Annotated in this window: 15 protein-coding genes and 1 pseudogene; 13 read left to right on the forward strand and 3 right to left on the reverse strand. The window is 52.0% G+C overall.

The window, feature by feature from the left end:
* The first annotated feature begins 145 nt into the window (after positions 1 to 145).
* The 5 genes from JT718_RS18050 (at position 146) to JT718_RS18070 (ending at position 8,079) form a co-directional block, all read left to right on the forward strand.
* Entirely contained in the window at positions 146 to 3,109 is a 2,964-nt protein-coding gene (locus tag JT718_RS18050) for a M16 family metallopeptidase (RefSeq protein ID WP_317195525.1), read from the forward strand.
* 382 nt (positions 3,110 to 3,491) lie between these two features.
* A complete protein-coding gene (locus tag JT718_RS18055; RefSeq protein ID WP_240337158.1) occupies positions 3,492 to 4,685 on the forward strand; it encodes an MFS transporter in 1,194 nt (397 codons plus the stop codon).
* Between the two features lie 72 nt (positions 4,686 to 4,757).
* Positions 4,758 to 5,825: an SDR family oxidoreductase gene (locus tag JT718_RS18060; RefSeq protein ID WP_205504189.1), complete on the forward strand. Its 1,068-nt coding sequence runs from the start codon at positions 4,758 to 4,760 to the stop codon at positions 5,823 to 5,825.
* Positions 5,826 to 5,957: 132 nt separating this feature from the next.
* Positions 5,958 to 6,590, forward strand: a complete 633-nt coding sequence (locus JT718_RS18065; protein ID WP_240337159.1) for a hypothetical protein — start codon at positions 5,958 to 5,960, stop codon at positions 6,588 to 6,590.
* 202 nt (positions 6,591 to 6,792) lie between these two features.
* Positions 6,793 to 8,079 (forward strand): hypothetical protein, encoded by a 1,287-nt coding sequence (locus JT718_RS18070; protein ID WP_205504190.1) that lies wholly within the window; start codon positions 6,793 to 6,795, stop codon positions 8,077 to 8,079.
* 215 nt (positions 8,080 to 8,294) lie between these two features.
* Here JT718_RS18070 and JT718_RS18075 read toward each other — a convergent pair whose 3' ends face one another.
* Positions 8,295 to 9,209, reverse strand: a complete 915-nt coding sequence (locus tag JT718_RS18075; RefSeq protein ID WP_205504191.1) for an NmrA family NAD(P)-binding protein — start codon at positions 9,207 to 9,209, stop codon at positions 8,295 to 8,297.
* 231 nt (positions 9,210 to 9,440) lie between these two features.
* Positions 9,441 to 9,557: pseudogene (locus JT718_RS20805) on the reverse strand (hypothetical protein); the annotation flags it as partial.
* A gap of 213 nt (positions 9,558 to 9,770) precedes the next feature.
* Between JT718_RS20805 and JT718_RS18085 the strand changes: the two are divergent.
* Positions 9,771 to 12,299, forward strand: a complete 2,529-nt coding sequence (locus tag JT718_RS18085; protein ID WP_205504193.1) for a cellulase N-terminal Ig-like domain-containing protein — start codon at positions 9,771 to 9,773, stop codon at positions 12,297 to 12,299.
* Positions 12,300 to 12,453: 154 nt separating this feature from the next.
* On the opposite strand, the gene JT718_RS18090 is transcribed toward JT718_RS18085, so the two are convergent.
* Positions 12,454 to 14,679 (reverse strand): NADP-dependent isocitrate dehydrogenase, encoded by a 2,226-nt coding sequence (locus JT718_RS18090; protein ID WP_205504194.1) that lies wholly within the window; start codon positions 14,677 to 14,679, stop codon positions 12,454 to 12,456.
* 825 nt (positions 14,680 to 15,504) lie between these two features.
* On the opposite strand from JT718_RS18090, the gene JT718_RS18095 reads away from it, so the two are divergent.
* The 7 genes from JT718_RS18095 to clpB all read left to right on the forward strand — a co-directional run bounded on the left by JT718_RS18095 (position 15,505) and on the right by clpB (position 24,508).
* Positions 15,505 to 17,316, forward strand: coding sequence for a T9SS type A sorting domain-containing protein (locus JT718_RS18095; RefSeq protein ID WP_205504195.1), 1,812 nt, complete (start codon positions 15,505 to 15,507; stop codon positions 17,314 to 17,316).
* A 291-nt stretch (positions 17,317 to 17,607) separates the two neighbouring features.
* Complete coding sequence (locus tag JT718_RS18100; protein ID WP_205504196.1) at positions 17,608 to 18,231, forward strand: hypothetical protein; 624 nt, start codon at positions 17,608 to 17,610, stop codon at positions 18,229 to 18,231.
* A gap of 136 nt (positions 18,232 to 18,367) precedes the next feature.
* On the forward strand, positions 18,368 to 19,045 hold the full coding sequence (nfi, locus tag JT718_RS18105) for a deoxyribonuclease V (protein ID WP_205504197.1): 678 nt from the start codon (positions 18,368 to 18,370) through the stop codon (positions 19,043 to 19,045).
* Between the two features lie 193 nt (positions 19,046 to 19,238).
* Complete coding sequence (locus tag JT718_RS20670; RefSeq protein WP_262897364.1) at positions 19,239 to 19,541, forward strand: aminotransferase class V-fold PLP-dependent enzyme; 303 nt, start codon at positions 19,239 to 19,241, stop codon at positions 19,539 to 19,541.
* A 13-nt stretch (positions 19,542 to 19,554) separates the two neighbouring features.
* Positions 19,555 to 20,508: an aminotransferase class V-fold PLP-dependent enzyme gene (locus JT718_RS18110; RefSeq protein ID WP_317195526.1), complete on the forward strand. Its 954-nt coding sequence runs from the start codon at positions 19,555 to 19,557 to the stop codon at positions 20,506 to 20,508.
* Between the two features lie 233 nt (positions 20,509 to 20,741).
* Complete coding sequence (locus tag JT718_RS18115; protein ID WP_205504198.1) at positions 20,742 to 21,299, forward strand: hypothetical protein; 558 nt, start codon at positions 20,742 to 20,744, stop codon at positions 21,297 to 21,299.
* Between the two features lie 590 nt (positions 21,300 to 21,889).
* The gene (gene clpB / locus JT718_RS18120; protein ID WP_205504199.1) at positions 21,890 to 24,508 is read left to right on the forward strand and encodes an ATP-dependent chaperone ClpB; all 2,619 of its coding nucleotides are present in this window, start codon (positions 21,890 to 21,892) and stop codon (positions 24,506 to 24,508) included.
* Positions 24,509 to 24,777: the final 269 nt, after the last annotated feature.

Below are 24,777 nucleotides of genomic sequence, written 5' to 3' on the forward strand. Positions count from 1 at the left end.
TCATTCAAAGCAACACTTAGTTAAAGCTTTTCCTTAGCTACCACTAACCACACTAATCCTCATTCTCAAAGCGTTATAATCAACGCCATAAAATCCCTTGGTTTTCCTATATTTGGTAACCATCTACAAGATTAATCCACCAGACGTGAAAAAAAGATTTATTGCTTTTTCCCTGATGGGAGTGATGCTGTTTGCCCAGTGCAAAACCAGTACGCCTACCCAGTCTGCTTCCTCAGCAACGGAAAGCCCATCGGCGGAGGCAGCCAAGAAAGAGTTCCCCTACACTTCCGTGCCCAATGATCCGCTGAACGCGCGCATCTACAAACTGGACAACGGACTTACCGTGTACCTGACCAAATACGAGAACGCGCCGCGCATCCAGACCTACATTGCCGTGCGGGCCGGCAGCAAAAACGATCCCGCCGATGCCACCGGTCTGGCCCACTACCTGGAGCACATGGCCTTCAAAGGGTCAACGCGCCTGGGCACCATTAACTGGGAAAAGGAGCAGCAAGAACTGGCCAAGATTGAGGCCCTGTACGAGCAGTACCGCACCCAGAAAGACCCGGCCCTGCGCAAGAAAACCTACCACCAGATTGACTCTATCTCGGGAGTAGCGGCCAAGTACGCCGTGCCCAACGAGTACGACAAATTGGTGGCCGCCTTGGGCATGGAAAACTCCAACGCCAGCACTTGGGTGGAGCAGACCATCTACTACGGCGATATTCCCAGCAACCAACTGGACAAGTGGGCCATGCTGGAAGCCGAGCGCCTGGGCGTGATGATTCCCAGATTGTTCCACACGGAACTAGAGGCCGTGTACGAGGAAAAGAACCGCTCCCTGGACTCTGACCAGAACAAAGCGTTTGAAGCAGCCTTCGCGGCCTTGTTCCCTACGCACCAGTACGGTGCCCAGACCACCATCGGGACGGTGGAGCACCTGAAGAACCCGTCCATCACCGAGATCAAGAAGTATTTCGATAAGTACTACGTGCCCAACAACATGGCCATTGCCATGAGCGGTGACCTGGACTTTGACCAGACTATCAGAACCATCAACGAGCACTTCGGACGTTGGCAGAAGAAAGCCGATCCGGTGTACAACGCGCCGCAGGAGAAGCCTATCACCGCGCCTGTTGTGAAGGAGATTCTGGGGCCAGAGTCTGAGATGCTGCTGATGGCCTACCGGTTTCCGGGTATTAAGTCTAAAGACGCGTTGGTGCTGCGCATGATCAACCAGATTCTGAGCAACGGACAGGCCGGATTGATTGACCTGAACATCAACCAAAAACAAGCTGCATTGGGGGCTGCGTCTTTCGCTGAGATTTACAATGATTACTCGGCTCACTTCCTCACCGGTAATCCACGTCAGGGACAGACCTTGGATCAGGTAAAAAACCTGTTGCTGCAGCAGATTGAACTGGTGAAGAAAGGCCAGTTTGAAGATTGGCTCATTCCGGCCATCGTGAACAAAAACAAGATCAGCAAGATGAAAGCCTACGAGAGCAACGCCGCCCGCGCTACGGCTTTCGTGGATGCCTTCATCGCGCGCCAGGACTGGGCCGAGTACCTGAAGCAGGAAGACGATTTTGAGAAGATCACCAAGCAGGACGTGATGGACGTGGCCAACCGCTACTACGGAAACAACTACGCCGTCATCTACAAGCGCACCGGTCAGGACCCAACCGCCCAGAAGGTGGAGAAACCGACCATCACGCCGGTACCGGCCAACCGCGAGGCGCAGTCTGAGTTCTACAAACAGGTAGCCAGCCGCACTGTTTCTGAGTTGCAGCCGCAGTTTGTGGATTACCAGAAGGACATTCAGCAAGGTACGCTCAAGTCTGGCATTCCTATTTATTACACCCAAAACAAGGAAAACGGGCTGTTCAACCTGTACTACATTCTGGACATGGGCACGAACAATGACCTGAAACTGGGTCTGGCCGTGGATTACCTGCAGTACCTGGGGACCGACAAATACACTGCCGAGGAACTGCAGAAAGAGTTCTTCAAGATCGGGTGCTCGTTTGGAGTTTCCTCGGGCCAAGATCAGGTGTATGTATCTCTTACCGGTTTGGACACCAATTTAGAGCAAGGCCTCCAGCTGTTTGAAAGCCTGCTGCAGAACCCTAAAGCCGACCAGCAAGCCCTGAGCGACATGGTGGCCGGTATCCTGAAAGATCGCAAAGACGCCAAGCTGAACAAGAACATCATCCACAGCGTGGCCATGGTGAACTACGCTAAGTACGGCCCTAAGAACCCGTTCACGCACATTCTGAGCGAGCAGGAGCTGAAGAAAGTGAAGCCCGCCGAGCTGATCACCCGCATCAAGAGCATTCCTACGTACCAGCACCGCGTGCTGTACTATGGTCCGCGCGAGTTGCAAACCATCAGCGCCACGCTGAACACCGGCCACATTGTTCCGGCCAGCCTGAAACCGGTTCCCGCTGAGAATGCCTTCAAGGAACTGGACATCAAAGACCGTAAGGTGTACTGGACCAACTATGACATGGTACAGGCCGAGCTGCTGTTTTTGACCAAGTCTCTGAATTATGACCCTAAACTGGTGCCTACCATCAGGCTGTACAACGAGTATTTTGACGGTGGCATGGGCGCCATTGTATTCCAGGAACTCCGCGAATCTCGGGCTTTGGCTTACTCGGCCAGCTCTCGTTTTGCCAACGCCAGCCGGAAAGACCGCGCCAACTACATCATGTCGTACATCGGGACGCAGTCAGACAAACTGCCCGAAGCCATGGCGGGCATGCAGGAACTGTTGAATAACCTGCCACTGGCGGCGGCTAACTTTGAGAATGCCAAAGCCTCGGTGCGGAACAGCATCGCCACGGAGCGCATTAACAAAGTGGGCATTCTCATGAACTATGAGCAGGCCCGCAAACTGGGCGTGGACCATGACATCAGAAGAGACATCTACGAGAGCCTGGATGCGCTTACCTTAGATCAGATCAAAGCGTTCCAAGAGCAGTTTGTGAAAGGACAGAACCAGACCATTCTGGTGATTGGCTCCAAAGATAGGCTCAACTTCAAGGAACTGGCCAAATACGGCACCGTGAAGCAGCTGACCTTGAAAGAGCTGTTTGGGTACTAGGCGATAGTGATTAGTTGTTAGTTAACAGTATTTAGTTTCAGAAGAAGGAGCGCCCCTCGGTTGCTCCTTCTTTGTTTTGGGGCTGTTTTGCAGAAAACAGGATTTAAACGCTGCTCTGGTTTATCACCGTCAACAAGTGGTTTATACTTAATTGCCTTTTTCAGGGAAACCTCTAACCTCCTCACTCGTTAGACCAAACTCCAATGTTACTTTTTTACGCTGTGCCTCCAATTCACAAAGGTGGTATATTGTACCATACCAACAACTTGGCGCCGGCTCACCTGATGTTTCCTTACCTTTAAACGATAGAATAAATATTAGGCTTGCTACGGCCAACCGATAACCGATTCACCTATCTTCTGATTTTCAATAGTACGCTTACATGAAAAGTACCAACACTTCCCCCATCAAACTAAGCCTTATCTCTCTTTTACTAGGTGGTTTCAGCATCGGGATGACCGAATTCCTGATGATGGGGATCTTACCTGATTTGTCAAAATCGCTCCATATCTCCATTCCCGAGGCCGGCCACCTTATTTCTATTTACGCATTGGGCGTGGTGATTGGCGCGCCTTTGATGGTAGGCCTTACCTCTAACCAGCCGCCCAGAAAGGTTCTGATTGGCTTGATGCTGATGGTGGGCGTTTTCAATGGCTTGTTTGCGTTGGCCGGTAACTATCCGCTGTTGATGGCCACCCGATTTATGGCCGGTTTGCCGCACGGGGCCTTCTTTGGCATTGGGGCAGTGGTCGCGAGTAAACTAGCCGAGCCGGGCAGAGAGGCCAGGGCTGTCTCGGTGATGTTTGCCGGATTAACCGTAGCCAACATTATTGGTGTGCCGTTGGGTACCTACATAGGGCATAACTACAGTTGGCGCTATTCCTTTGTAATAATTGCTGTGGTGGCACTGCTGGCCGCTTTAGCGGTGAAGGTGTGGATGCCTTCGGTGAAATCAGAATCCGAGACGAGCTTTCTGAAGAGCCTTAATATTTTCAAGTATAAAGAGCTTTGGTTTATTATTGGCATTTCCACTATTGGTACCGGCGGTTTTTTTGCCTGGATCAGTTACATCGCCCCGCTGATGACCGAGGTAGCCGGATTCAACAATAACGTCATGACCATTATCATGGTAGTGGCGGGCTTGGGAATGGTAGTAGGCAATTTTGTTGGCGGTCGGTTAGCCGACCGGTTCTCGCCCTTAACTACCACCACCTACCTGCTGTTGTGCATGGTAGCCGCTCTGTTGCTCACCGTGGTGATGGTGCAATTCAAACCTACGGCCGTGTTCATGACCTTTCTTATTGGGGCTATTGGTTTTGGCGTCATCGCGCCCATGCAAATGCTGATTGTGCAGCAGGCCAAAGGCGCCGAGATGCTCGCTTCTTCCCTGCTGCAGGCTACCTCCAACATGGGAAATGCCTTAGGCGCTTTCTTGGGCGGTTTGCCTATTGCCGCCGGCTTTGGGTACACGTCTCCGGAGTACGTGGGTGCCGCCCTGGCATTTACCGGGGTTTTGTTCTGCTTGCTTTTAATGGCCTCGTATAAGCAAAGAGCCAGAAGAATGGCCGTAGCATAACACTTTACCTGATGCAGGAAGTTAAGAAGACTTTCTGTTGCTTTTCAAACCAGTTTAACCAGACACATCACCATGAATACTATAGCCTTAGTGGTAGGATCCAGCGGAATCATCGGCAGCAATCTGGCGCAGGAACTCATCTCCCAGGGATGGACCACCTACGGGTTGGCCCGTAACCCGAACCGGGATGTAGAGCAACTGCAGCCCGTTCCCGCTGATTTGCTTAATCCCGAAAGCCTGCAGACAGCCTTGGCAGACATCAACCCCACGCACGTGTTCTTTACCAGCTGGATGCGCCAGGAGACCGAGGCCGAGAACATCAGGGTGAACAGCTTGATGGTACGGAACCTGCTGGATGCTTTATCTCCCAAAAAATCGGTGCAGCACGTGGCCCTTGTCACCGGCTTGAAGCATTATTTAGGCCCGTTTGAAGCTTACGCCAAAGAAGGATTCCTGCCCGAAACACCTTTGCGGGAAGAACACCCGCGCCTTAACATCGAGAACTTTTATTACGCGCAGGAAGATGAAGTGTACGCCGCCGCCGAGCGGGACGGGTTTACCTGGAGCATCCACCGGCCGCATACCGTTATTGGCAAAGCCGTGGGCAACCTCATGAACCTGGGTACTACCTTGGCGGTTTACGCCACCATCTGCAAAGAAACCGGTCGCCCATTTCAGTGGCCTGGTTCTGAAGCCCAGTGGAACGGCCTTTCTGACGTGACCGACGCCCGGGTATTAGCCAAACACTTGGTATGGGCCGCCACCACCGAGGCCGCCCGGAACGAAGCCTTCAACGTGGTGAACGGGGAATACTTCCGCTGGAATAAATTGTGGAAACAGCTAGCCGCTTGGTTTGGGGTAGAGCCAGCAGGTTTTGACGGCACCATTCATTCGCTGGAAGCCGAAATCGCGAACGATGGTCCTCTCTGGCGTGAGATCGCCCAGAAGTACAATCTGGCAGAGCCTAACTTAGACCGCCTGGCCTCCGCCTGGCACACCGATTTGGACCTGGGTCGTCCTATTGAAGTCATGACAGATATGTCCAAAAGCCGCAAGCTGGGCTTCCACGTTTATCAGAGAACCGATGAGTCTTTCTTTGACTTGTTTGAGCAATTGCGCAAAGACCGTTTGATACCGTAGCGCCACTATCCCGTGCATAGAGGCACGATATTAAAAAACAAGAAAGGAGCAGCCGCTGGTTGCTCCTTTCTTGTTTTTAGCCTACTTTACAGGAACATACCCTAAACCACCTGCCCAAACCCCTTCGTTTACATGAGAAAAGCTTTACCCTTCTTTCTACTCCTGCTTACCGTTTCACTTTCGGCCTTTTCGCAGGCCTTTGAGGGCAAGGTCACCTATGCCATGTCGTACAAGAGCAAAATGCCCGCCATCTCAGACGACCAGTTCGCCGCCATGATGGGCGACACCCAGGAGTACTTCATAAAAGGCGGCAGCTACAAGTCCGTCTTGAACGGCACCCTGCTGCAGTGGCAGTTGTATCCCAGCCAGGACAGCGCCCTGTACAACAAAATGTCCACCACCGAGGCGGTTTACTGGCTTGACGCCCGCTCTTCTAACGACCAGGTCCTGAAAGCGGAACTCCACAAAGGGGTGACCGAGATCCTGGGCTACCAATGCGATGAACTGGTCCTGACCTGCACCTCTGGCATACAGAGATACTATTTCACCTCCAAACTGCCGGTAGACCACGCCCTCTTTGCCAGACACAAGTACGGCAACTGGTTTGCGTACCTGGAGAAAGCCCGGGCCATTCCCCTCAAGATAGTGGTGGAGAATGCCCAATTGGTGAGCGAAAGCGTGGCCATTGAAGTAAAGCCCATGAAACTGGAGAAAAGCCTCTTCCAGCTTACTACGGGCAGCAGGCTGGAGAAAATGCCCTTCTAACCTTCCATTTTTAGTCCCTTTTCCTGAAAACAGGCCAGAAACCCTCCGCCTAGCCCCAACGCAACCGCAGGCTGGGTGCTGGTTTGCCTGGCGGTCATCGCCACGGGCTTGTATGCAGACCTGCGTGCTCCTTCGTCACGCGCGTCTTTAATCAACTTTTATCCCAGCTTTAAAGCATCTTTTCTTTCTATACTTCCATTTAATGCGAAACACCCTATTTCTGCTGGCGTTGGCCATCAGCTTGCTTGGTCTGCCGGTCTGCTCCTTTGCGCAGAAGAATTTTATCAAAGGCTATTTTGTCACCACGCAGCAAGACACCGTTCACTGCCTCATCAATGACCGGAACTGGCAAAAGAACCCCAAAGAGGTACAATATAAGATAACCCTAACCGGTGAGGCGACCACGTTCAAGCCTTCGCAGGTGCAGAGCTTCGGGTTGGCTACCGGGGAGCTGTACGAGGGCCGGGTGGTTACCTTCACGGCCTCGCCCATGGACCTGGAAAACTTACAGACCACCGTCGCGCCCAACACTGTCACTGACACTGTTTTCCTGCGGGTCCTGGCCAGGGGATCGGCCAACCTGCTGTACCTGTACAATGGCCAGCGGGACCATTTCTTTTACCAGGCCAACTCAGGTGCCGCCGTAGAATTAACCGTGCACCGCCACCTACAGGACAACGCGCTTACCGGCAAAGCCCTTCTGGTGCAGGAAAACCACTACCAGAACCAACTGGCTACCCTCTTCAAGGACTGCCCTGCCGTTGCCGAAAAGCTCTCCGCCGTGAAATATACCATCAGTGACCTTCGGGCTGTCTTCCGGCAATACAACGCCTGCCGTAAAACCGAGGCCTACACCAGCGCCAGGGACAAGGTACGGGTCCGTTTCGGGGTGATGGGCGGTGTGGCGCAACACCGTTTAGAGCTGCGCTCCTCTGAGCGCCCAGAACTGGAGAAGACCCGGTTTGAGAGTCCGCTGGCGCCTACCTATGGCATATCGCTCACCGCGGTTCTGCCCAGAAACAGGCAACGCTGGTCTATTTACAACGAGCTGGCACTGAAGCCTTACAAAGCCACCGGCACCTATCACCAGCACATTAACTTTGCGTACGAGCACAGGCTGTATGAAACCGAGTTTTCTGTCAACAGCCTGGGGTTGGTGAACATGGTACGCTACCAGGTTTGGGCCGGAGGCGCGGCAAAGCCATTTGTGGGCGTGGGCATGGCCAACAATTTCATCCTGCAGTTCAAGGAGCACCAACGCGTACACGTCACCTACGACTTCTCTGAGCGGCAAGAGTTTCATGAACGGCTTCCGGTGGGCCATAACAAGAAGCATGAGTTGGCCGCAGTGGTTGCCGCCGGGGTTACGTTTAAGAAAGCCACCGTTGAAGTGCGGGGCGAGCTGGGCAACGGCTTCGCAGACAGCTCCCCGGCCTCTTCCAGCAGAAAAGCAGTCAGCTTCCTGGTAGGGTATCAGTTCAATCAATAAGGGCGTCAGCGGTTCGTCCTGGCACCGGCCCCTGCTCCACCTCTTTCAAAAAGTCCGGTGAGTGCTTCGGCACCTCAACGGTAATTAAACCCACCAAGGATGCCACCTGTGCATTGCGGCGGGCGAATCTGATTAGGGGCGCACCATATGTTCAAATACAAGTGTAGAAGCTGTTTCAAGCCTGTTTTTCAAAAATGGGGCTTGAAACAGGGATTTTACCGCCTGGAGGCCAGCACTTGCTGCACACTGGTCCAACGCATTTCTGGGTAGCGGTCATTGTTTAGCGATGTGAGTTTGGCTTGGCCACTGAGCATGTCCCTGAGGTACTGCATGCCTTGCCACGGCGGAAACACTTCCTGGCTGTTGCGCATGAGCGTCTTGGTTACTCTAATCATCGCGTTCAAGACACCCAGTCCGCCCGCTCTCAACAGTTTAAAGGGGTGGCCGGTGGCTTGGCTGGCGGCGCGTTGCAGGCCTTTTGGGGTTTGCACATCACCGGCAATGCGCAGGTAGCGGGGCGTGTTGGGGTCCAGGGCCGCCAAGGCGGTATAGGTGGCGGTGTTGGCAATGTTGGTGAAATCCAAGGGCTGGTCTGCGTTGCCCCAGAACAGGATGCGCTTTACCGGGAACAGCACCACTGGCGCCTGGCCCGTGAGCAAATCTGTGAACATGCCGTTGAGGATAGACGTGGCGGCAATGGGTGCTTGGTCCAGCACCTCGGCAAACTCTTTCCTGAAGTCCAGGTTGCGGTTGTGGCCATAGGTTAGCCTGGTGAAATCTATGGAGAAGTCTGAGGGAATAAACCGGGGCACACCTGCCGCCACCGCCGCATTCAAAAGCCGGGTCTGGGTGTCTACCATCACGTCCCGCAAGCCCGACAAGGCACTCACCACGCACGTTCCACCCTGGCAGGCCTGGGTCAATGCCAATGCGTTTTGAAAGTTTACTTCCACTACCTCGGCACCCAGGGTTTGCAAGGCCGCACGTTTGCCCGCCTCGGTTCCTACCCGCACCAAGGCCCGCACGTGCGCGCCCCTTTTGCGCAGCTCTTCGGCAAGGAGGCCCCCTAAGTGACCAGTGGCTCCTGCAAGGATGATGGTTGGGTTGTTGAGAGAGGTGGAAATTTTCATGGTAGACGGTTAAATTTTTTAAGTTAACCGGTTAGTGAGGCGAATTGTTAGGGAGTACCATCGATAATGGATCTTTGTATTGATTCTAGGTGACGCGTATAGTATAAATGAGGCAGGTGGAAATGCCTATGTAATTTTAAAACCTTAACCCATTTTGGTTCCTAAACGCTACCTCTTCTCAGAACTGGTTTAGGGAAGAATTCAACCTGCTGCTTGGGCGCAGGGCTTCAGCTACATTGGCGGTTCTGGGTAGAAGTAACCGTGCATGTCTTCGGGCTTGCCTCGGGCTGCAGTCTGCTCCTTTACAATCTTTTCTTCGTTCTCCGTCATTGTTCTGGCCAGGCCAGCGAAACGGTTTTCAGCTACTTGTTCTTAGTTTACTCTGTCAGGGCTTGCGCCCAGTAAAAAAGAGTGAATTTGTCCATCCCTCAAAAGAGACAATCAGTGAAATTAAATAAGTTACCGCCTTTACTATTCTTCTATTTTTCTATCATGTTTATAGCGGTTTATTATATCTTTATGGGATTGCAATCGGTTTCATAAAGGATTTTAACAATAAACATGAAGAGACGAATACTTTTACCAGTAGTAGCACTGCTACTAGGAGCATTCCATCATGCTGCAGGCCAGGACCTGAAACTCAATGACCGGGAGTATTTCGAGCAGCAGGGCGTTAATGTACTGGTGTACAATAACCTTTTTACCGGAGGCTTCAATGATGAGAAGAACGCCGGTATAGAAGTAATCCACCATGGCGTGAGAACGGCGCAGGGCGGCGCGGTGCGGCTCTCCAACACGCCGGAGCAGTGGGACCTGGTTCCTGACATCCTCAACCGAAAGGTAGACCGGGCCGCCAAAACGGTAGAGGCTACGCTCCGGTACAAAGAATACAACTTTGATTCACGGGTAGTAGTGACCGCCAAGGGAAAAGGCGTAGAGATAGCCGTTTACCTGGACAAACCCGTTCCCAAGGCCCTGGAAGGAAGCGCCGGGTTTAACCTGGAGTTCCTACCCTCGCAATACTGGGCCAAGAACTATGTAGTGGACGGTCGCCCCAATCTCTTCCCGCGCTATGTGGTAGGCAACACCGTTACCAGGCCTAACAGCCAGAAACCGAAACAATTTAAGGGGTATGTCACTTCCGATGATCGGGGAACCGGCAGATTCATTGATCCGCTTCCGCTGGAAACCGGCCGCACCTTTTTGTTTGCGCCTGATGCCCCGGAACGGATGGTCAAAATAACCTCGCCCGATGCCGATCTGATGCTGTTTGATGGCCGTATGCTGGCCCAGAACGGCTGGTTTGTGGTGCGCAGCTTGCTTCCGGCCGGGAAAACAGGCAAGGTGTTGACCTGGACCGTGGAGCCAAACGCCATCAAAGGCTGGGTAAGAGATCCCAACATCGGCTTCTCTCAGGTAGGCTACCTTCCCGCGCAACCCAAAGTCTCTGTCATTGAACTAGACAAGAAAGACAAGCCCGCTAAAAGTGCCTCCATCTTTAAAGTAGGCGAAGACGGCAAAGCCACCAAAGTGTTCACCGGAAAGATCGCTCCCTGGGGTGACTACTTCAAGTACCACTACGTGAAGTTCGATTTCTCTCCCGTGAAGACGCCCGGTATCTACTACATTCAGTACGGAGACACCAAGACCAATAATTTCCTGATCGGAGAACAGGTGTACAGCAAGATCACCGATGCTACCAGCGACATCTGGATTCCTATCCACATGAACCACATGTTTGTGAACGAGGCGTACCGGGTGTGGCACGGCGAGCCGTTCAAGGAAGGGTACCGCCAGGCCCCGCCCAACACCGATCACTTCGACCTTCACGCCCAGGGCCCAACCACCGATACCAAGTACAAAGCGCTGGACCTGATCCCTGGCCTGAACGTAGGCGGCTTTTTCGATGCCGGAGACTTTGACATCGAGACCGGATCGAACATCAGCGTGGTGCAGAACTTTGTCAAAACCTGGGAAAGCTTCAAACCCCAGCGCGACCAGACATTTATTGATCAGAAGCAGCGTTACGTAGACCTTCACCGTCCCGACGGGATACCAGACGTGTTGCAGTTCATTGAGCACGGCACTTTGAACCTGGTAGCCCAGGCAGAGATCATCGGCCACATGGCCCAGACGCTCTCCAACTCCGTGCTGGATAACTATCACCACCTGGGTGATGCCGCCTCCTTAACAGACGGCCTACCTTACAATCCTAACCTTGGTCCGTACGAAGTAGCCAAGGATGGCCGCTCCAGCGGAGTGAAGGATGATCTGTGGGCCTTCACCAGCCGCGAACCCGAACTGGACCTCAGAGCTGCCACCATGTTTGCCGCCGCCAGCCGGGCCTTGAAGGGATACAACGATGACCTTTCGGCCAGAGCGTTGACACAGTCAAAAAGACTCTTGAAAGAGGCAACCGCCTTACTCGCCAATCAGAAGCAAGATACGAGTGGCCGGGGCAACGCCGCTAACATGGCCACCAACCTGCAGCTGTACATCGCCACCGGGGAGAAACAATATCTAGATAGATTCCAGGAGCTTCTATGGCCTTCTCTGGAGCGTAACGTGAGTGGCAACCTGTTAACGGCTCTGGATGCTATCCCGCACCTGGACGCCTCCTATAAAGAAAAGCTCCGTCCGTACGTAGCGAAGTACAAAGAATACATTGCCGGCCTTGAAAAGTATAATCCTTACGGCGTGCCAATTGGCCTTACCAACTGGGCAGGCAGCGGAGACGTGATGAACTTTGGTACTACCGTTTGCTTTGCTACCAAATATTTCCCTGAGATCATTGAGGGGCAGCATGCTTTTAAAGCCACCAATTATCTGTTTGGCGCCCATCCGTATCATAATTATTCGTTGGTTGCTACAGTGGGTGCTACGCGTCCTAAAGCCGTTTTCTACGGCAATAACCGGGCTGATTTCTCCTTTATTCCGGGCAACGTTGCGCCGGGTATCTTGTTCAGAAAACCCGACCACTTTGAGAACTATGATGACTGGCCTTTCCTGTGGGGCCAAAACGAAGGCACCATTGGCGGCAACACCGCTTATCTGATTTTTGGATCGGCGTTTAAGAATCTAATCAAGTAAGCAGATTGTTTTTGGGCAGGATAATTAGAGCCAGTGAGCTATTCAAATTATCCTGCCTTCAAGGGACTAACATATAAAATCCTCTTAATTTAGAATGCAACAAAAAGGCCGCCTGATTCCCTCAGGCGGCCTTTCCTATTTTAAGCTAGTTTTCTTAAAACTGATCGATAAACGTGTTCAACGTAGCGCTTGGGCGCATGGCTTTAGAAACTTTCTCCAGGTCTGGGTGGAAGTAACCGCCCATGTCCACGGGTTTGCCTTGCTCGGAAATTTGCTCCTGTACAATCTTCTCCTCGTTCTCGGTCAAGCCCTTCGCTAAGTCAGAGAATCTGGCTTTCAGTTCCTCGTTCTTGGTTTGCTCCGCCAACGCCTGTGCCCAGTACAGCGCCAGGTAGAAGTGGCTGCCACGATTGTCAATGCCGCCTACTTTACGGGCTGGTGACTTGTCTTTCTCCAGGAACTCAGCGTTGGCTTGGTTCAGGGTTTCGGCCAATACCTGCGCCTTCTCGTTTTTGGTCTTGTAGGCCAAATCTTCCAAAGAAACGGCCAGGGCCAGGAACTCGCCCAGGGAATCCCAGCGCAGGTAGTTCTCTTCGGCAAATTGCTGTACGTGCTTAGGAGCAGATCCACCGGCACCGGTCTCAAACAATCCACCGCCATCCAGCAGAGGCACAATAGAAAGCATTTTGGCGCTGGTACCCAGTTCCAGGATAGGGAACAAGTCAGTCAGGTAGTCCCGCAGTACGTTACCGGTTACCGAGATGGTATCCTGACCGGCTTTCGCGCGCTCGCAAGAGTACCGCATGGCTTCTACCGGAGACATGATTTTCACCTCTAAGCCGTTGGTGTCATGGTCTTGCAGGTAACGCTCTACTTTCTTGATCAGGTTAGCGTCATGCGCTCTTTGCGGATCTAACCAGAAGATAGCAGGTGCACCCGTGATGCGCGCTCTGGTTACGGCCAGTTTCACCCAGTCCTGAATAGGCAGATCTTTGGTCTGGCACATCCGGAAGATATCGCCTTCTTCTACTTTTTGCTCCATCAAGGCAGTACCGTTGGCATCTACCACGCGTACCGTACCGGCTTGCTCTATCTGAAAGGTTTTGTCGTGTGAACCGTACTCTTCGGCTTTCTGCGCCATCAGACCGATGTTAGGTACCGTGCCCATGGTCTTAGGATCAAACGCACCGTTCTCTTTGCAGAAGTTGATCACTTCTTTGTAGATACCGGCGTAGCTACGGTCTGGAATCATGAACTTGGTGTCATGCGGCTTGCCATCAGCGCCCCACATTCTGCCCGAGGTACGGATCGCCGCTGGCATAGACGCATCAATGATCACGTCATTAGGGAAGTGCAGGTTGGTGATACCTTTGTCAGAATCTACCATGGCCAGGGCCGGACCGTTCTCGTACACCGCTTTGATGTCGGCTTCCACGGCGGCTCTCTGGTCTTCTGGTAACTTCTGGATTTTGTTGTACAGGTCACCTAAACCGTTGTTAGGATCTACCCCAATTTCTTTGAATACGGCCGCATGCTTCTCAAATACGTCTTTGAAGAACACGGTTACCGCGTGCCCGAACATGATAGGGTCAGACACCTTCATCATGGTGGCTTTCAGGTGCAGCGACAGCAGGATGCCAGACGCTTTGGCATCGGCAATCTCTTTCTCAAAGAAAGCACGCAACGCTTTTTTGCTCATTACAGAAGAGTCAATCACTTCACCGGCTTTCAGGGCGATGTTCTCTTTTAAGGTCTTGGCAGAACCGTCAGCGGCTACAAACTCAATTTTCACGCTGGTTGCCTCGTCTACTACTACCGACTGCTCAGTGCCGTAGAAGTCACCGCCGTCCATGTGCGCCACGTGCGACTTGGAGTCGGAAGACCAGGCTCCCATGGAGTGCGGGTTCTTGCGGGCGTATTGCTTTACTGCATCGGCCACGCGGCGGTCAGAGTTACCCTCACGCAATACCGGGTTTACGGCGCTACCCAATACTTTGCCAAAGCGGGCTTTGATTTCTCTTTCCTCGTCGGTCTGCGGATCTGCGGGGTAATCTGGAATGTTATAGCCTTGTGCTTGTAATTCCTTGATAGCCGCGGTCAGCTGAGGAATAGAAGCACTGATGTTAGGCAGTTTAATGATGTTAGCTTCCGGAGTCTTCGCCAACTCGCCCAGGTAAGCCAGATCATCATTCTGCTTTTGCGCCTCGGTTAAGTTCTCCGGGAAAGTGGCAATGATACGGCCCGACAGGGAGATATCTCTGGTTTCCACTTCAATGTCGGCTGCCTTGGTGAAGGCCTGCACAATGGGTAAAAACGACTGCGTGGCCAAGGCCGGGGCCTCGTCTGTGATGGTATAAATGATTTTGTTTGCTTTAGACATTTCCTTCGTTTAAAGTTCTGTGATAGCACCAGGCCTATCCTTCACCAGAAACTGCTTCTGGTCCAGCATAGGCTTGGCTAGTTATGCAAGCAAATATAAGTGTCTTTTTAATAAAGCCTACCTAACCGGTAGGCATTCCGCGCTACATTTAGCCTGTGTCGCTGTTTTTGCCAAAGCCTTTCTATACGGATAGATTTTGCTGGCGACTGAACGCACCACAAACCACGCAAGATTTACCATCAAGTCTTTACACAGCCGCTGACTCCAGGCTAACCTCCCCCTGCAGCCTATCTAATTTAATTCGCCATCAACACCATACACCTTCCTACGCCTGCTTGCCGCTGCTAACTCTACTGGTATACGGCTCTATTATAGGGTGGTATCCTGCCCATAATATAACTTCTTCAGGACCGGCAGTTCCTCACTCCTTATTCTGTTCCTTCTAAGGCAGGCTCTTCTCCATTATCCTTTAGACTGCTGTTATATTCTGCTGTAACACTTCTAACCGTAACAACTAAGAAATTAACTTAAATTTAATAAAATTAATTTTTTATATAATTAAATAAACATAAGACATCATAAAACATTACAACACAGACTAATTTAATTTAACTATACAAATATTAATTTTAACTTATATATACCAAAATACAACATCCACACAAGTCGTCATTTTGCAAATAGTCTTATTATATATATTTTAGATCCAAATTAATATACTTATTATATCATAAATTTTAATCAATCTTAGAATCAGCATAATAATATACCATTAAAACAAGCACATAGCCAAACCATCTATTACCCACTATTATATTTTAGCTTATGAAATCAATACTGCAACTTCTGTTAGTATGTGCAGTTCTGCTCCTCCAGGCAGAGGCTCACGGGCAAAGGACTACCCTTTACCACGAAAACTTTACAGGCACCCTTACGAATCTCACCCGCAACTGGAAACTTGCTGATACCCCTCTAAACACTCCCGCTTACCCAAAGGCCTCACGTGGCCCGCACCTGCATACAGATAAAAAACCCGGCGAGTACACCCTTGAGTTAGGGGAATTTTCAACGGGTGGGTACGAAGACATCATTGTGAGTTGGGGGGGCAAGAAAACAGGTGACCCGTCTGTCAAACTGGAATACAGCTATAATGGCGGGGTGTGGGTACCCGTAGACAATTGGTTTGAAGTAGGAACCGAGTGGTCTGTTGTAAACGCAGAAATGGGCGTTTCTTTGCCGCATTGCTTCAACAAGGCAAGGGTAAAACTGCGCTGGACCTATACCGTCACCAATACGGGCACCAGTTACGCCATTGATGATATCACCATCACGGGCCGGCCATACGGTGGACCAAGCATCCCGTCCTCTACCTCCCACATTGTTTGGAAACAGGAGAATGCCGGTGAAATTCCATTCACCAAAGCCAGGTACGTAGACGCTAGCCCTTTCACAGGTTCTTACTACAGCCCAAACACAAATAACGTGAAGATACAGTGGAGCAAGGAGGAAAGAGGGGCAACCATGTATGACCAACACGTCACCCCTGATTTTCAGAACATGTACACCGTGGGCATAGCCCAGCAGCACAGCAGTTCTACCGCCTCAGGTTACAGCAGAAGCTCAATCCACTTTGACTCTTTCGTGAAAGGGATAAACCTAACCCTCTATGATATTGACGAAACCAAGAATGAGTGTATTGATGTCGTTAGGATTATTGGCTACACCAGGGAGGGAAACCCTATCTATCCTAAGAAAGAACACACCATGGTGACCTCCATCAATGAGTTCATCTCTGTTGGCGATAATGGATTTGCCATAAGAAGTAAATCAGACCAAGTTCCCAACAAGAAGAAAAGTATCTATGACTTGTACCCCGATGACCCGGAGGGCAATGCTTCCGTCGCTTTTCATGAACCCGTTAACAGAGTAGACATCATCTATTCAAATGGTCTTTATGGCCAGTCAGAGGTACTGCATTCTGGCAAGCAAAAAATTGCGATTGCTGAGGTTACCTGGCGGGACATCGCCTTGCCCACCCCTCCGGTTGACGACACCACTCCCAGCGCCATTGGCACGCCAACCCCCGGGCCCAACCCGCTGCCCGTGACGTTAACCGCGTTTGACGCGAAAAAAGTAGCCGACGGGGCCCAGTTGAACTGGATTACTGCCTCTGAGATTGACAATGAGCGCTTTGTGGTGGAGAGAAGCCAGGACGGGAAATCCTTTGCACCCATTGGAGAGGTAAAAGGAGCCGGCAACAGCAACACCCTCCTGAAATACTCCTTCCTGGACCGCGCGCCCAGGCACGGCGCCAACTACTACCGCTTGACCCAATACGACTACGACGGCGTTTCTGAGACCTCAAAGGTGGTGTACGTGAATGTACGGGTTGTGCCCTCAGACAAGGCGAGCCTCAAAGCCTACCCGAACCCCACCTCTGAGGAACTTACCATTCAAACCTCGGCCACCAGCGCCACTGACCAGGTGGTGTATATCTTTAACTCGGTGGGCAGTGTGGTGAAGTCAGTGGTGTTACCAAAACACCAGGCATCTTTGAACATTCCGGTAAGAGAATTGCCTTCCGGATTGTACCTAGTAAGATCGGGCCAGGCGGTCACCAGGTTCTACAAGCAATAATCATCGGCAGAGGCTGCCCTCAGGCCCTACACCAGTACGCACAAGCCTGCTTTCCTGCACCGGGAAAGCAGGCTTGTGCGTACTGGTGTAGGGGGAGGCAGACCACTCTAAAATCGGTTCCTGCCTTGCTCCGCCCAGGCACCCGCGCCTCACAGGTTGAACGGTATTCCCCATCAAACTGCCGTATAAGGCTATATGAAGATGCAAGCCTACTTCGGCAGCCTGGCCCTATTACTCTGCCTTGCCTGCCAGTCAAATTCCGGCCAAAGTGGCGGAGCGCAGGAAGAAAGGATGGCTACGCACTCCCGGGCCCAGCAGGCAGAAGCCAAGCAACAGGAGCAGATTCTGCAAAAAGACACCCTAAACGCCGTGCAGGAGGAAGTGGTGCGCAAGCCCCACCCTGCCCACCAGGAGGAGTTTGCCACGTTCTTTAAAAGGTTTGAGCAGGCAATACAGCAGCAAGACGCCACCGCCTTTAACCAGACCATAGCTCCCGAACCTGGCTTGTACCTGATAGACAACCCCGGCGCGGTGCCCAGGTTTACCCGGGTGGCAGACATCAAGGTTTATAAAAGGACGGGAGCGGGCGAAAGGCCTTTCTTTACCATCAGGGAGTCATTTAACAAGTGTGACCTACAGGAAGCAGAGCAACTGCCCACCGTTACCTGCCTGGGCGACAACAACAACTTCTCCCGCCAGGGATGCTTTGTGACCGACGGTACCGCTTTCCACGGAAACACAGCCTACCGGCACGCCGGCCTCTCCCAGGCAGAGGAAAGAAGGATAAGCCAGGCCCAACTGCTGGTCAGCAAGACGGTGCTGCACACCCGCAGCGGTTTTAAATTCCATTTCGGGCGTATCAATGGCCAGTGGCGGGTGCTGTTCATTGAGTTGACGGCTCCTTGTAGCGCCTGATGCTGCCTGGAAAGCATCTCCCGTACCTCACAGCCGTAAAGAGCAAAGGCACCCTGCGTTTTAGGCCTATTTTGCTGAAAAGAGGCCCAAAACGCAGGCGGCTCAAACTCAGCACTAACAACTCAGCACTACCCATATGGCCTGGCCCTCGCACCTTCCCCCACCCGATCCGCAACTGGTAAAGCAACTGACAGAGCAGCAGGAAAAACTCAGGCAACAGGTGGTGCTCCAGAAACCCGATTTTGAACTGAAACTGCTGGCGGGTTGTGATTCCTCCTTCATTGGCGAAAACATTCTCTCGGTGTTTGTGGTACTGCGTTACCCCGTACTGGAATTGGTAGAAAGTGTGTGGCATTACGGTCCGGTAGCGTTGCCCTACATTCCGGGCTTTCTGGCGTTCCGGGAGGCGCCTAACCTGGTACAGGCCTATGCCAAGTTGCAGCATACTCCCGACCTGATCATGGTAGACGGGCACGGCATTGCGCATCCTCGCCGGTTAGGCATTGCCAGCCAGTTAGGAGTGCTCCTGAACAAACCTACCATGGGCGTGGCCAAGAAAGTTCTGACCGGCAAGTACGAAGAACCGGCAATGACCAAGGGCAGCCTCTCCACGCTCACCCACCGCGGAGAACATATTGGCAACGTGATCCGCACCAAGGACAAAGTAAAGCCCGTGTTTGTATCGCCGGGGCACCTCATGGACCTGGAATCGGCTACCACCATCGCCCTGGCTACTGCTATCAAACATAAACTCCCGGAACCCACCCGCTTAGCCGACCATTACGCGGAGGTCTACAAGAAAGAGGTGCTATAAACGGCACCCTGGTAGGGAATACGGTAACCTGTGGGCATTTATTCCTCCAGGATTTGAATATATACCCAATTTTGCCCTTCTACCAAAACCAAGTATAACTCCCCAAAAAAGGCACTAGTATACTATGGAAGCCAATCCCTCCGGAGACAGCGGTTGGCTTGGTAGTACTTAGAGTCATTTTAATTGGGAGAACATGGAAATACAAACGAAGGAGAAAACAAACACCCACCAGAGTACCCGGGAAGGTTTTGACGTGTATCGCGTTCGGCAAGACTTCCCCATGCTACAACAGAAACTCAACGGAAAACCCTTCATTTACTTAGACAGCGCTGCCAGCGGGCAAAAGCCCCAGGTACTGATTGATAGGCTCAGTGATTTTTACGCCCATGAGTACGGAAAGCCCAACGAGCAGCACACCGCCAGCAAGAACGCCACCGAGATGTTACAGGAAACCCGCCAGAAGGTGGCCGACCTGATCCAAAGCCAAAAGCAGTGATGAAATTGTCTTTGTGCGGGGCTGCACGGAAGCCATCAACGTAGTGGCCCTGGGCTTTGCGCGCGGCCTGCTGCAAGACGGTGATGAAATCATTATTTCTTTGATGGAGCATCATGCCAACATTGTGCCCTGGCAAATGGCGGCGCAAGACTCCGGTGCTGTAGTAAAGGTAATTCCCATCACCGAAACCGGGGAACTTGACCTGAAGGCCCTGGAGAACCTGATCTCTGACCGCACCAAAATCATAAGCCTGGTGCATTCTTCACAGATACTGGGCACCATTAACCCCATCAAGAAAATTACGGCCATGGCTCATAAAAAGGGAATTCCGGTGCTGGTAGATGGCGCCCAAACAGCCCCGCACATGCCCATAGATGTACAGGACCTTGACTGCGATTTCTTTACGTTCTCGGCCCATAAAATGAGCGGACCTACCGGCGTGGGCGTTCTGTACGGCAAATCTGAATGGCTGGAGAAACTTCCGCCGCATAACGGAGGTGGCGAGATGTGTGATACCGTCACCTTTGAACAGACCACGTACAAACCCATCCCTAAGAAATTTGAAGCGGGTACCACCTCGTTTGCTGACATCATCTCGTTAGGGGCCGTCATTGATTACCACCATGCCTTGGGCATGCAAGCCATCGCCGATTACGAGCAGGAATTACTGGAGTATGGTTTGGAGAAACTACACCAGATAAAAGGACTGCATATTTTGGGCTCAGCCCCGGAGAAAGAACCCGTGGTATCCTTCACCATTGACGGAGTTGATGTAAAGGAACTGGAAAAATACCTGAACAGCGAGTGGGGCATTGCCGTGAAAGCGGGCTTGCTTGCCTCTCAGCCCCTGATGAAGCACCTAAAGGTAGAGCAAGCAATTAGAGCCTCCTTTTGCTACTACAACACCAAAGAGGAAATAGACACCCTCACTCAGGCCATAGAAACCTTTATCCAGAAGGATTCCTGATGTTGCACTGGTTCATAGCCATTGTTTTTTTGGTTTTCCAAGGAGCCTTTCTCTTTTAGAGGAAGGCTCCTTGCATTTGACAATTGAGCGTGACAGGGCCATGCCAACTGTGGTATCCGGCAAAATGCTCGGCATTCCGCCTTTTTACCAACCTGGCACCCCGGGCTTTCGTTCTTGCAGAAAACTGACCACTGCTACTCAGTTTATACGACTATAGACCCAAACAAACCTGTATGGAAACAATCCGCACCTTTCATGCCTCCACCGAAGAAGAACTTTGGCACCAAGTGGCCTATGACATGGCCAGCCACAAAGAGCTTCTCAGCTACTCGGCGCTTCTGCAGCAAAACGGCACCCAGATCTACTTTGACACCGACATTGACCTAGGCGGCGGCTTTGAGGGCGGCATCTCCTCCACCAATTTCATGGCCCCGGTACCGGAACACGTCTCCCTTCGGTTTGCCCTGCATGAGCAAGGCTGGATGGACGAAGTGGGCAAGTTCTTCGGGATGGAAGACATTGAACTGGGCTACCCAGACATTGACGATGCCTTCATCATCAAAACCAACCAACCCGAAACCCTCAAAAGCCTGCTGGCAGATCCTACCATCCACGACATCCTGCTGAAGCACAAAAGCTGTGAACTGCGGCTGCACGAAGACCATGACGAAGACGGCTCTGAACTGGTCCTCACCTTCTCCAAAGACGAAGCCATTCTGGACATGGCCGAGCTCCGGGAGATTTATGGGCTACTGTTTTCCCTGCTGCAAAAGCTGAAGCAGTCGGCCTAGACACTCGTAGGAGCTGCGCACACTACGGGGGCAAACAGTAGTCCTGAGTCTTGAGTGCTGAGTCCTGAGTAAGGAATGTGTTTTTAGAGGTTTTGGGGAGAGAGGCCAGGAACGTTGTTGAACCCACCCCTACCCCTCCCAGGAGGGGAATTGGGCTATTCCGGTTTAGGGTTGTTTTTCCAAAAACAGGGGCGAAACGCGAAAAAATCATGCTTTATAAGGGGATATCTGCTTCATAGTCTTAGAAACCGCAGCCTCTCGGAACCTGATTTCAAGCTTTGGGAATTATTTAGAATTCACTTCCTGCTTACAGTAGCTGATAACTCCCCTCCTGGGAGGGGTAGGGGTGGGTTCAACTCCATTTGCCTCCGTATTACCGTCAACTCAAAAGACCTCGTAGTGTGCGCAGCTCCTACGAGTGTCTTTGCCAGCTGCTTGCCTCACCGCCAGCCATTCTGTCTGATTATGTTAAATAAACAGACTCCCATTTCTGCCACATTTTCCGAAAAACAGGCAAAAAACGCCTAGGCACCTCATTTGCTACTATCGTCGTAACAAACTTAGAAACTACGGAAAGACGATATAAAGCTATGAACTTTAACAACTATACCATCAAATCGCAGGAGGCCGTGCAGAAGGCAACCGAGATTGCCGGCGGCAACCAGCAGCAGGCCATCGAGACGGGGCACTTGCTGAAGGGTATCCTGCAGACCGACGAGAACGTGACCGGTTTCTACCTGAAGAAACTAGGTGTGAACGCGAACCAATTCAACACGCGTCTGGACGAGATTGTGAACGGGTACCCCAAAGTAAGCGGGGGCAGTCCTTATCTGGCCAACGAAGCCGCTGCGGCCTTGCAGAAAGCCAACTCTTACCTGAAGGAGTTTGGCGATGAGTACGTGGCCATTGAACACTTACTTCTAGGCTTGCTGGCAGGCCGGGAGAAAGTGGCTACGCTCATGAAAGATAGTGGCATCACCGAGAAAGGCCTGAAAGCGGCCATTAAAGAACTACGCGGTGACTCTAAAGTAACCGACCAGAACGCCGAGGCGAAATACAATTCCCTCAAACGTTACGCCATTGACCTGAACGAGCAGGCCCGCTTAGGTAAAATTGACCCGGTAATAGGTCGTGACGAGGAGATCCGCAGGGTGCTGCAGATTCTGAGCCGCCGTACCAAAAACAACCCAATTTTGCTGGGTGAGCCGGGTGTGGGTAAAACCGCCATCGTGGAAGGTTTGGCCCAACGCATTGTGTCTGGTGACGTGCCGGAGAACCTGAAGTCCAAAACCATCATGAGCCTGGACATGGGTCTTTTGGTAGCCGGTGCCAAATACAAAGGCGAGTTTGAGGAGCGCTTGAAAGCCGTGATCAAAGAAGTGGTAGACTCTGAAGGCGAGATTGTGCTCTTCATTGACGAGATCCACACCTTGATTGGTGCCGGTGCCGGTGGCGACAGCGCCATGGACGCCGCTAACCTCTTGAAACCAGCTTTGGCGCGTGGCGAATTGCATGCCATTGGTGCCACCACGCTCAAAGAGTACCAAAAGTACTTTGAGAAAGACAAAGCCATGGAGCGCCGCTTCCAGGCCGTAACGGTAGATGAACCGAGCATTCCGGATGCCATTTCAATCCTGCGCGGTATCAAAGAAAAATACGAGCTGCACCACGGCGTGCGCATCAAAGATGATGCAATCATTGCTTCCGTGGAGTTGTCCAGCCGCTACATCTCTGACCGTTTCTTGCCAGATAAGGCCATTGACTTGATTGACGAGGCTGCCTCTAAACTGCGCATTGAGATAGACTCTTTGCCGGTGGAATTGGACGAGGTACAGCGCAAAATCATGCAATTGGAGATTGAGCGCGAAGCCATCCGCCGCGAGAACGACAAAGAGAAAGAGAATCTGCTTTCTAAGGAGATTGCTGACCTGAGCGAAACCCGTGACGCCCTGCGTGCCAAGTGGCAGAGCGAGAAACAGGTGATTGAAGGCATTCAGAAACAGAAAGAAGCCATTGAGCAATATCGTCTGGAAGCCGAACAAGCCGAGCGGGCTGGTGATTACGGTAGAGTGGCGGAGCTGCGCTACGGTAAAATCCAGGAAGCGGAAGCCAAGCTGAAAGAATTGCAGCAGCAAGTGCAGGAGCAGCAAGACGGCGAACACATGTTGCAGGAGGAAGTAACCTCTGAAGACATCGCCGAAGTTGTAGCAAAGTGGACCGGCGTGCCGGTAAACAAGATGCTGCAAAGCGACCGTGAGAAACTGTTGCACCTGGAAGAAGAACTGGGACGCCGCGTAGCTGGCCAGGAAGAAGCCATTGCCGCTATTTCTGATGCTGTGCGCCGTAGCCGGGCTGGTCTGCAAGATCCTAAACGCCCCATCGGTTCGTTTATCTTCCTGGGTACAACCGGGGTGGGTAAAACCGAGCTTGCAAAAGCCCTGGCTGACTTCCTGTTCAATGACGAGAACGCCATGGTGCGGATTGATATGAGTGAGTACCAGGAGCGCCATGCGGTGAGCCGTCTGGTGGGAGCGCCTCCGGGATACGTGGGCTACGATGAAGGTGGTCAGTTGACCGAAGCCGTCCGCCGGAAACCGTACTCTGTGATCTTGCTGGACGAGATTGAGAAAGCGCACCCAGATGTGTTCAACATCCTGCTGCAGGTGCTGGATGATGGTAGGCTTACCGATAACAAAGGTCGGGTTGCCAACTTCAAGAACACCATCATCATCATGACGTCTAACATTGGCGCGCACATTATCCAGGAGAACTTCCAGGATCTGGATGAACTGAACCCAGAGCCAACCATTGACCGGACCCGTGACGAGGTGTTTGAAGTGCTCAAGAAAACCTTGCGGCCTGAGTTCCTGAACCGGATTGATGAACTGATTATGTTCCGTCCGTTGAGCTCTCGCGAGATCCGGAAGATTGTGGACATCCAGTTCCGTCACATCCAGGAGCGTCTGGAAGACACCGGCATCCGTCTGGAAGCCACCGACGAAGTACTGGACTTCCTGGGCCAAGAAGGTTACGATCCGCAGTTCGGTGCCCGTCCGTTGAAGCGTGTGCTGCAACGCCGCATCCTGAATGAGTTGTCTAAGTCTATCCTGAGCGGCGAAATCAGAAAAGACGCGGTAGTAGAAGCGGTGCTGGAAGACGGCCACATCAGGTTCATCAACGTGGACATTGACCTGCCCATTGACAGATAATAGATAACCCGTTGTTTTAAGTTGAAGTGAAGGCGTCGGAGAGCAAATCTCCGGCGCCTTTTTTATTGCCCATTCACCATGGTTGGAAAACCGTTTCAGGGCAGATTTCCAGAAAACAGGCCCGAAAACGAAAAACAACCGCTGGCGCGAGCTTGCAGCTCGTGTCCGCCCGCATTTCTAAACTAACACACTTTAAGGCCTTAGCAGAAACTTTCTAATGCACAATTAACCAAGGATCGCTTGATGTAACTATCCGCAAGAGAAGATCA

Source organism: Rufibacter psychrotolerans, from assembly GCF_016924645.1.
Lineage (GTDB): Bacteria > Bacteroidota > Bacteroidia > Cytophagales > Hymenobacteraceae > Nibribacter > Nibribacter psychrotolerans.

Coding starts and splice junctions, on each gene's coding strand:
- JT718_RS18070 (WP_205504190.1), top strand. CDS start 6,793: ATGCGAAACACCCTATTTCTGCTGGCGTTGGCCATCAGCTTGCTTGGT.
- JT718_RS18115 (WP_205504198.1), top strand. CDS start 20,742: ATGGAAACAATCCGCACCTTTCATGCCTCCACCGAAGAAGAACTTTGG.
- JT718_RS18085 (WP_205504193.1), top strand. CDS start 9,771: ATGAAGAGACGAATACTTTTACCAGTAGTAGCACTGCTACTAGGAGCA.
- JT718_RS18075 (WP_205504191.1), bottom strand. CDS start 9,209: ATGAAAATTTCCACCTCTCTCAACAACCCAACCATCATCCTTGCAGGA.
- JT718_RS18055 (WP_240337158.1), top strand. CDS start 3,492: ATGAAAAGTACCAACACTTCCCCCATCAAACTAAGCCTTATCTCTCTT.
- JT718_RS20670 (WP_262897364.1), top strand. CDS start 19,239: ATGGAAATACAAACGAAGGAGAAAACAAACACCCACCAGAGTACCCGG.
- JT718_RS18090 (WP_205504194.1), bottom strand. CDS start 14,679: ATGTCTAAAGCAAACAAAATCATTTATACCATCACAGACGAGGCCCCG.
- JT718_RS18060 (WP_205504189.1), top strand. CDS start 4,758: ATGAATACTATAGCCTTAGTGGTAGGATCCAGCGGAATCATCGGCAGC.
- clpB (WP_205504199.1), top strand. CDS start 21,890: ATGAACTTTAACAACTATACCATCAAATCGCAGGAGGCCGTGCAGAAG.
- JT718_RS18100 (WP_205504196.1), top strand. CDS start 17,608: ATGGCTACGCACTCCCGGGCCCAGCAGGCAGAAGCCAAGCAACAGGAG.
- JT718_RS18065 (WP_240337159.1), top strand. CDS start 5,958: ATGAGAAAAGCTTTACCCTTCTTTCTACTCCTGCTTACCGTTTCACTT.
- nfi (WP_205504197.1), top strand. CDS start 18,368: ATGGCCTGGCCCTCGCACCTTCCCCCACCCGATCCGCAACTGGTAAAG.
- JT718_RS18095 (WP_205504195.1), top strand. CDS start 15,505: ATGAAATCAATACTGCAACTTCTGTTAGTATGTGCAGTTCTGCTCCTC.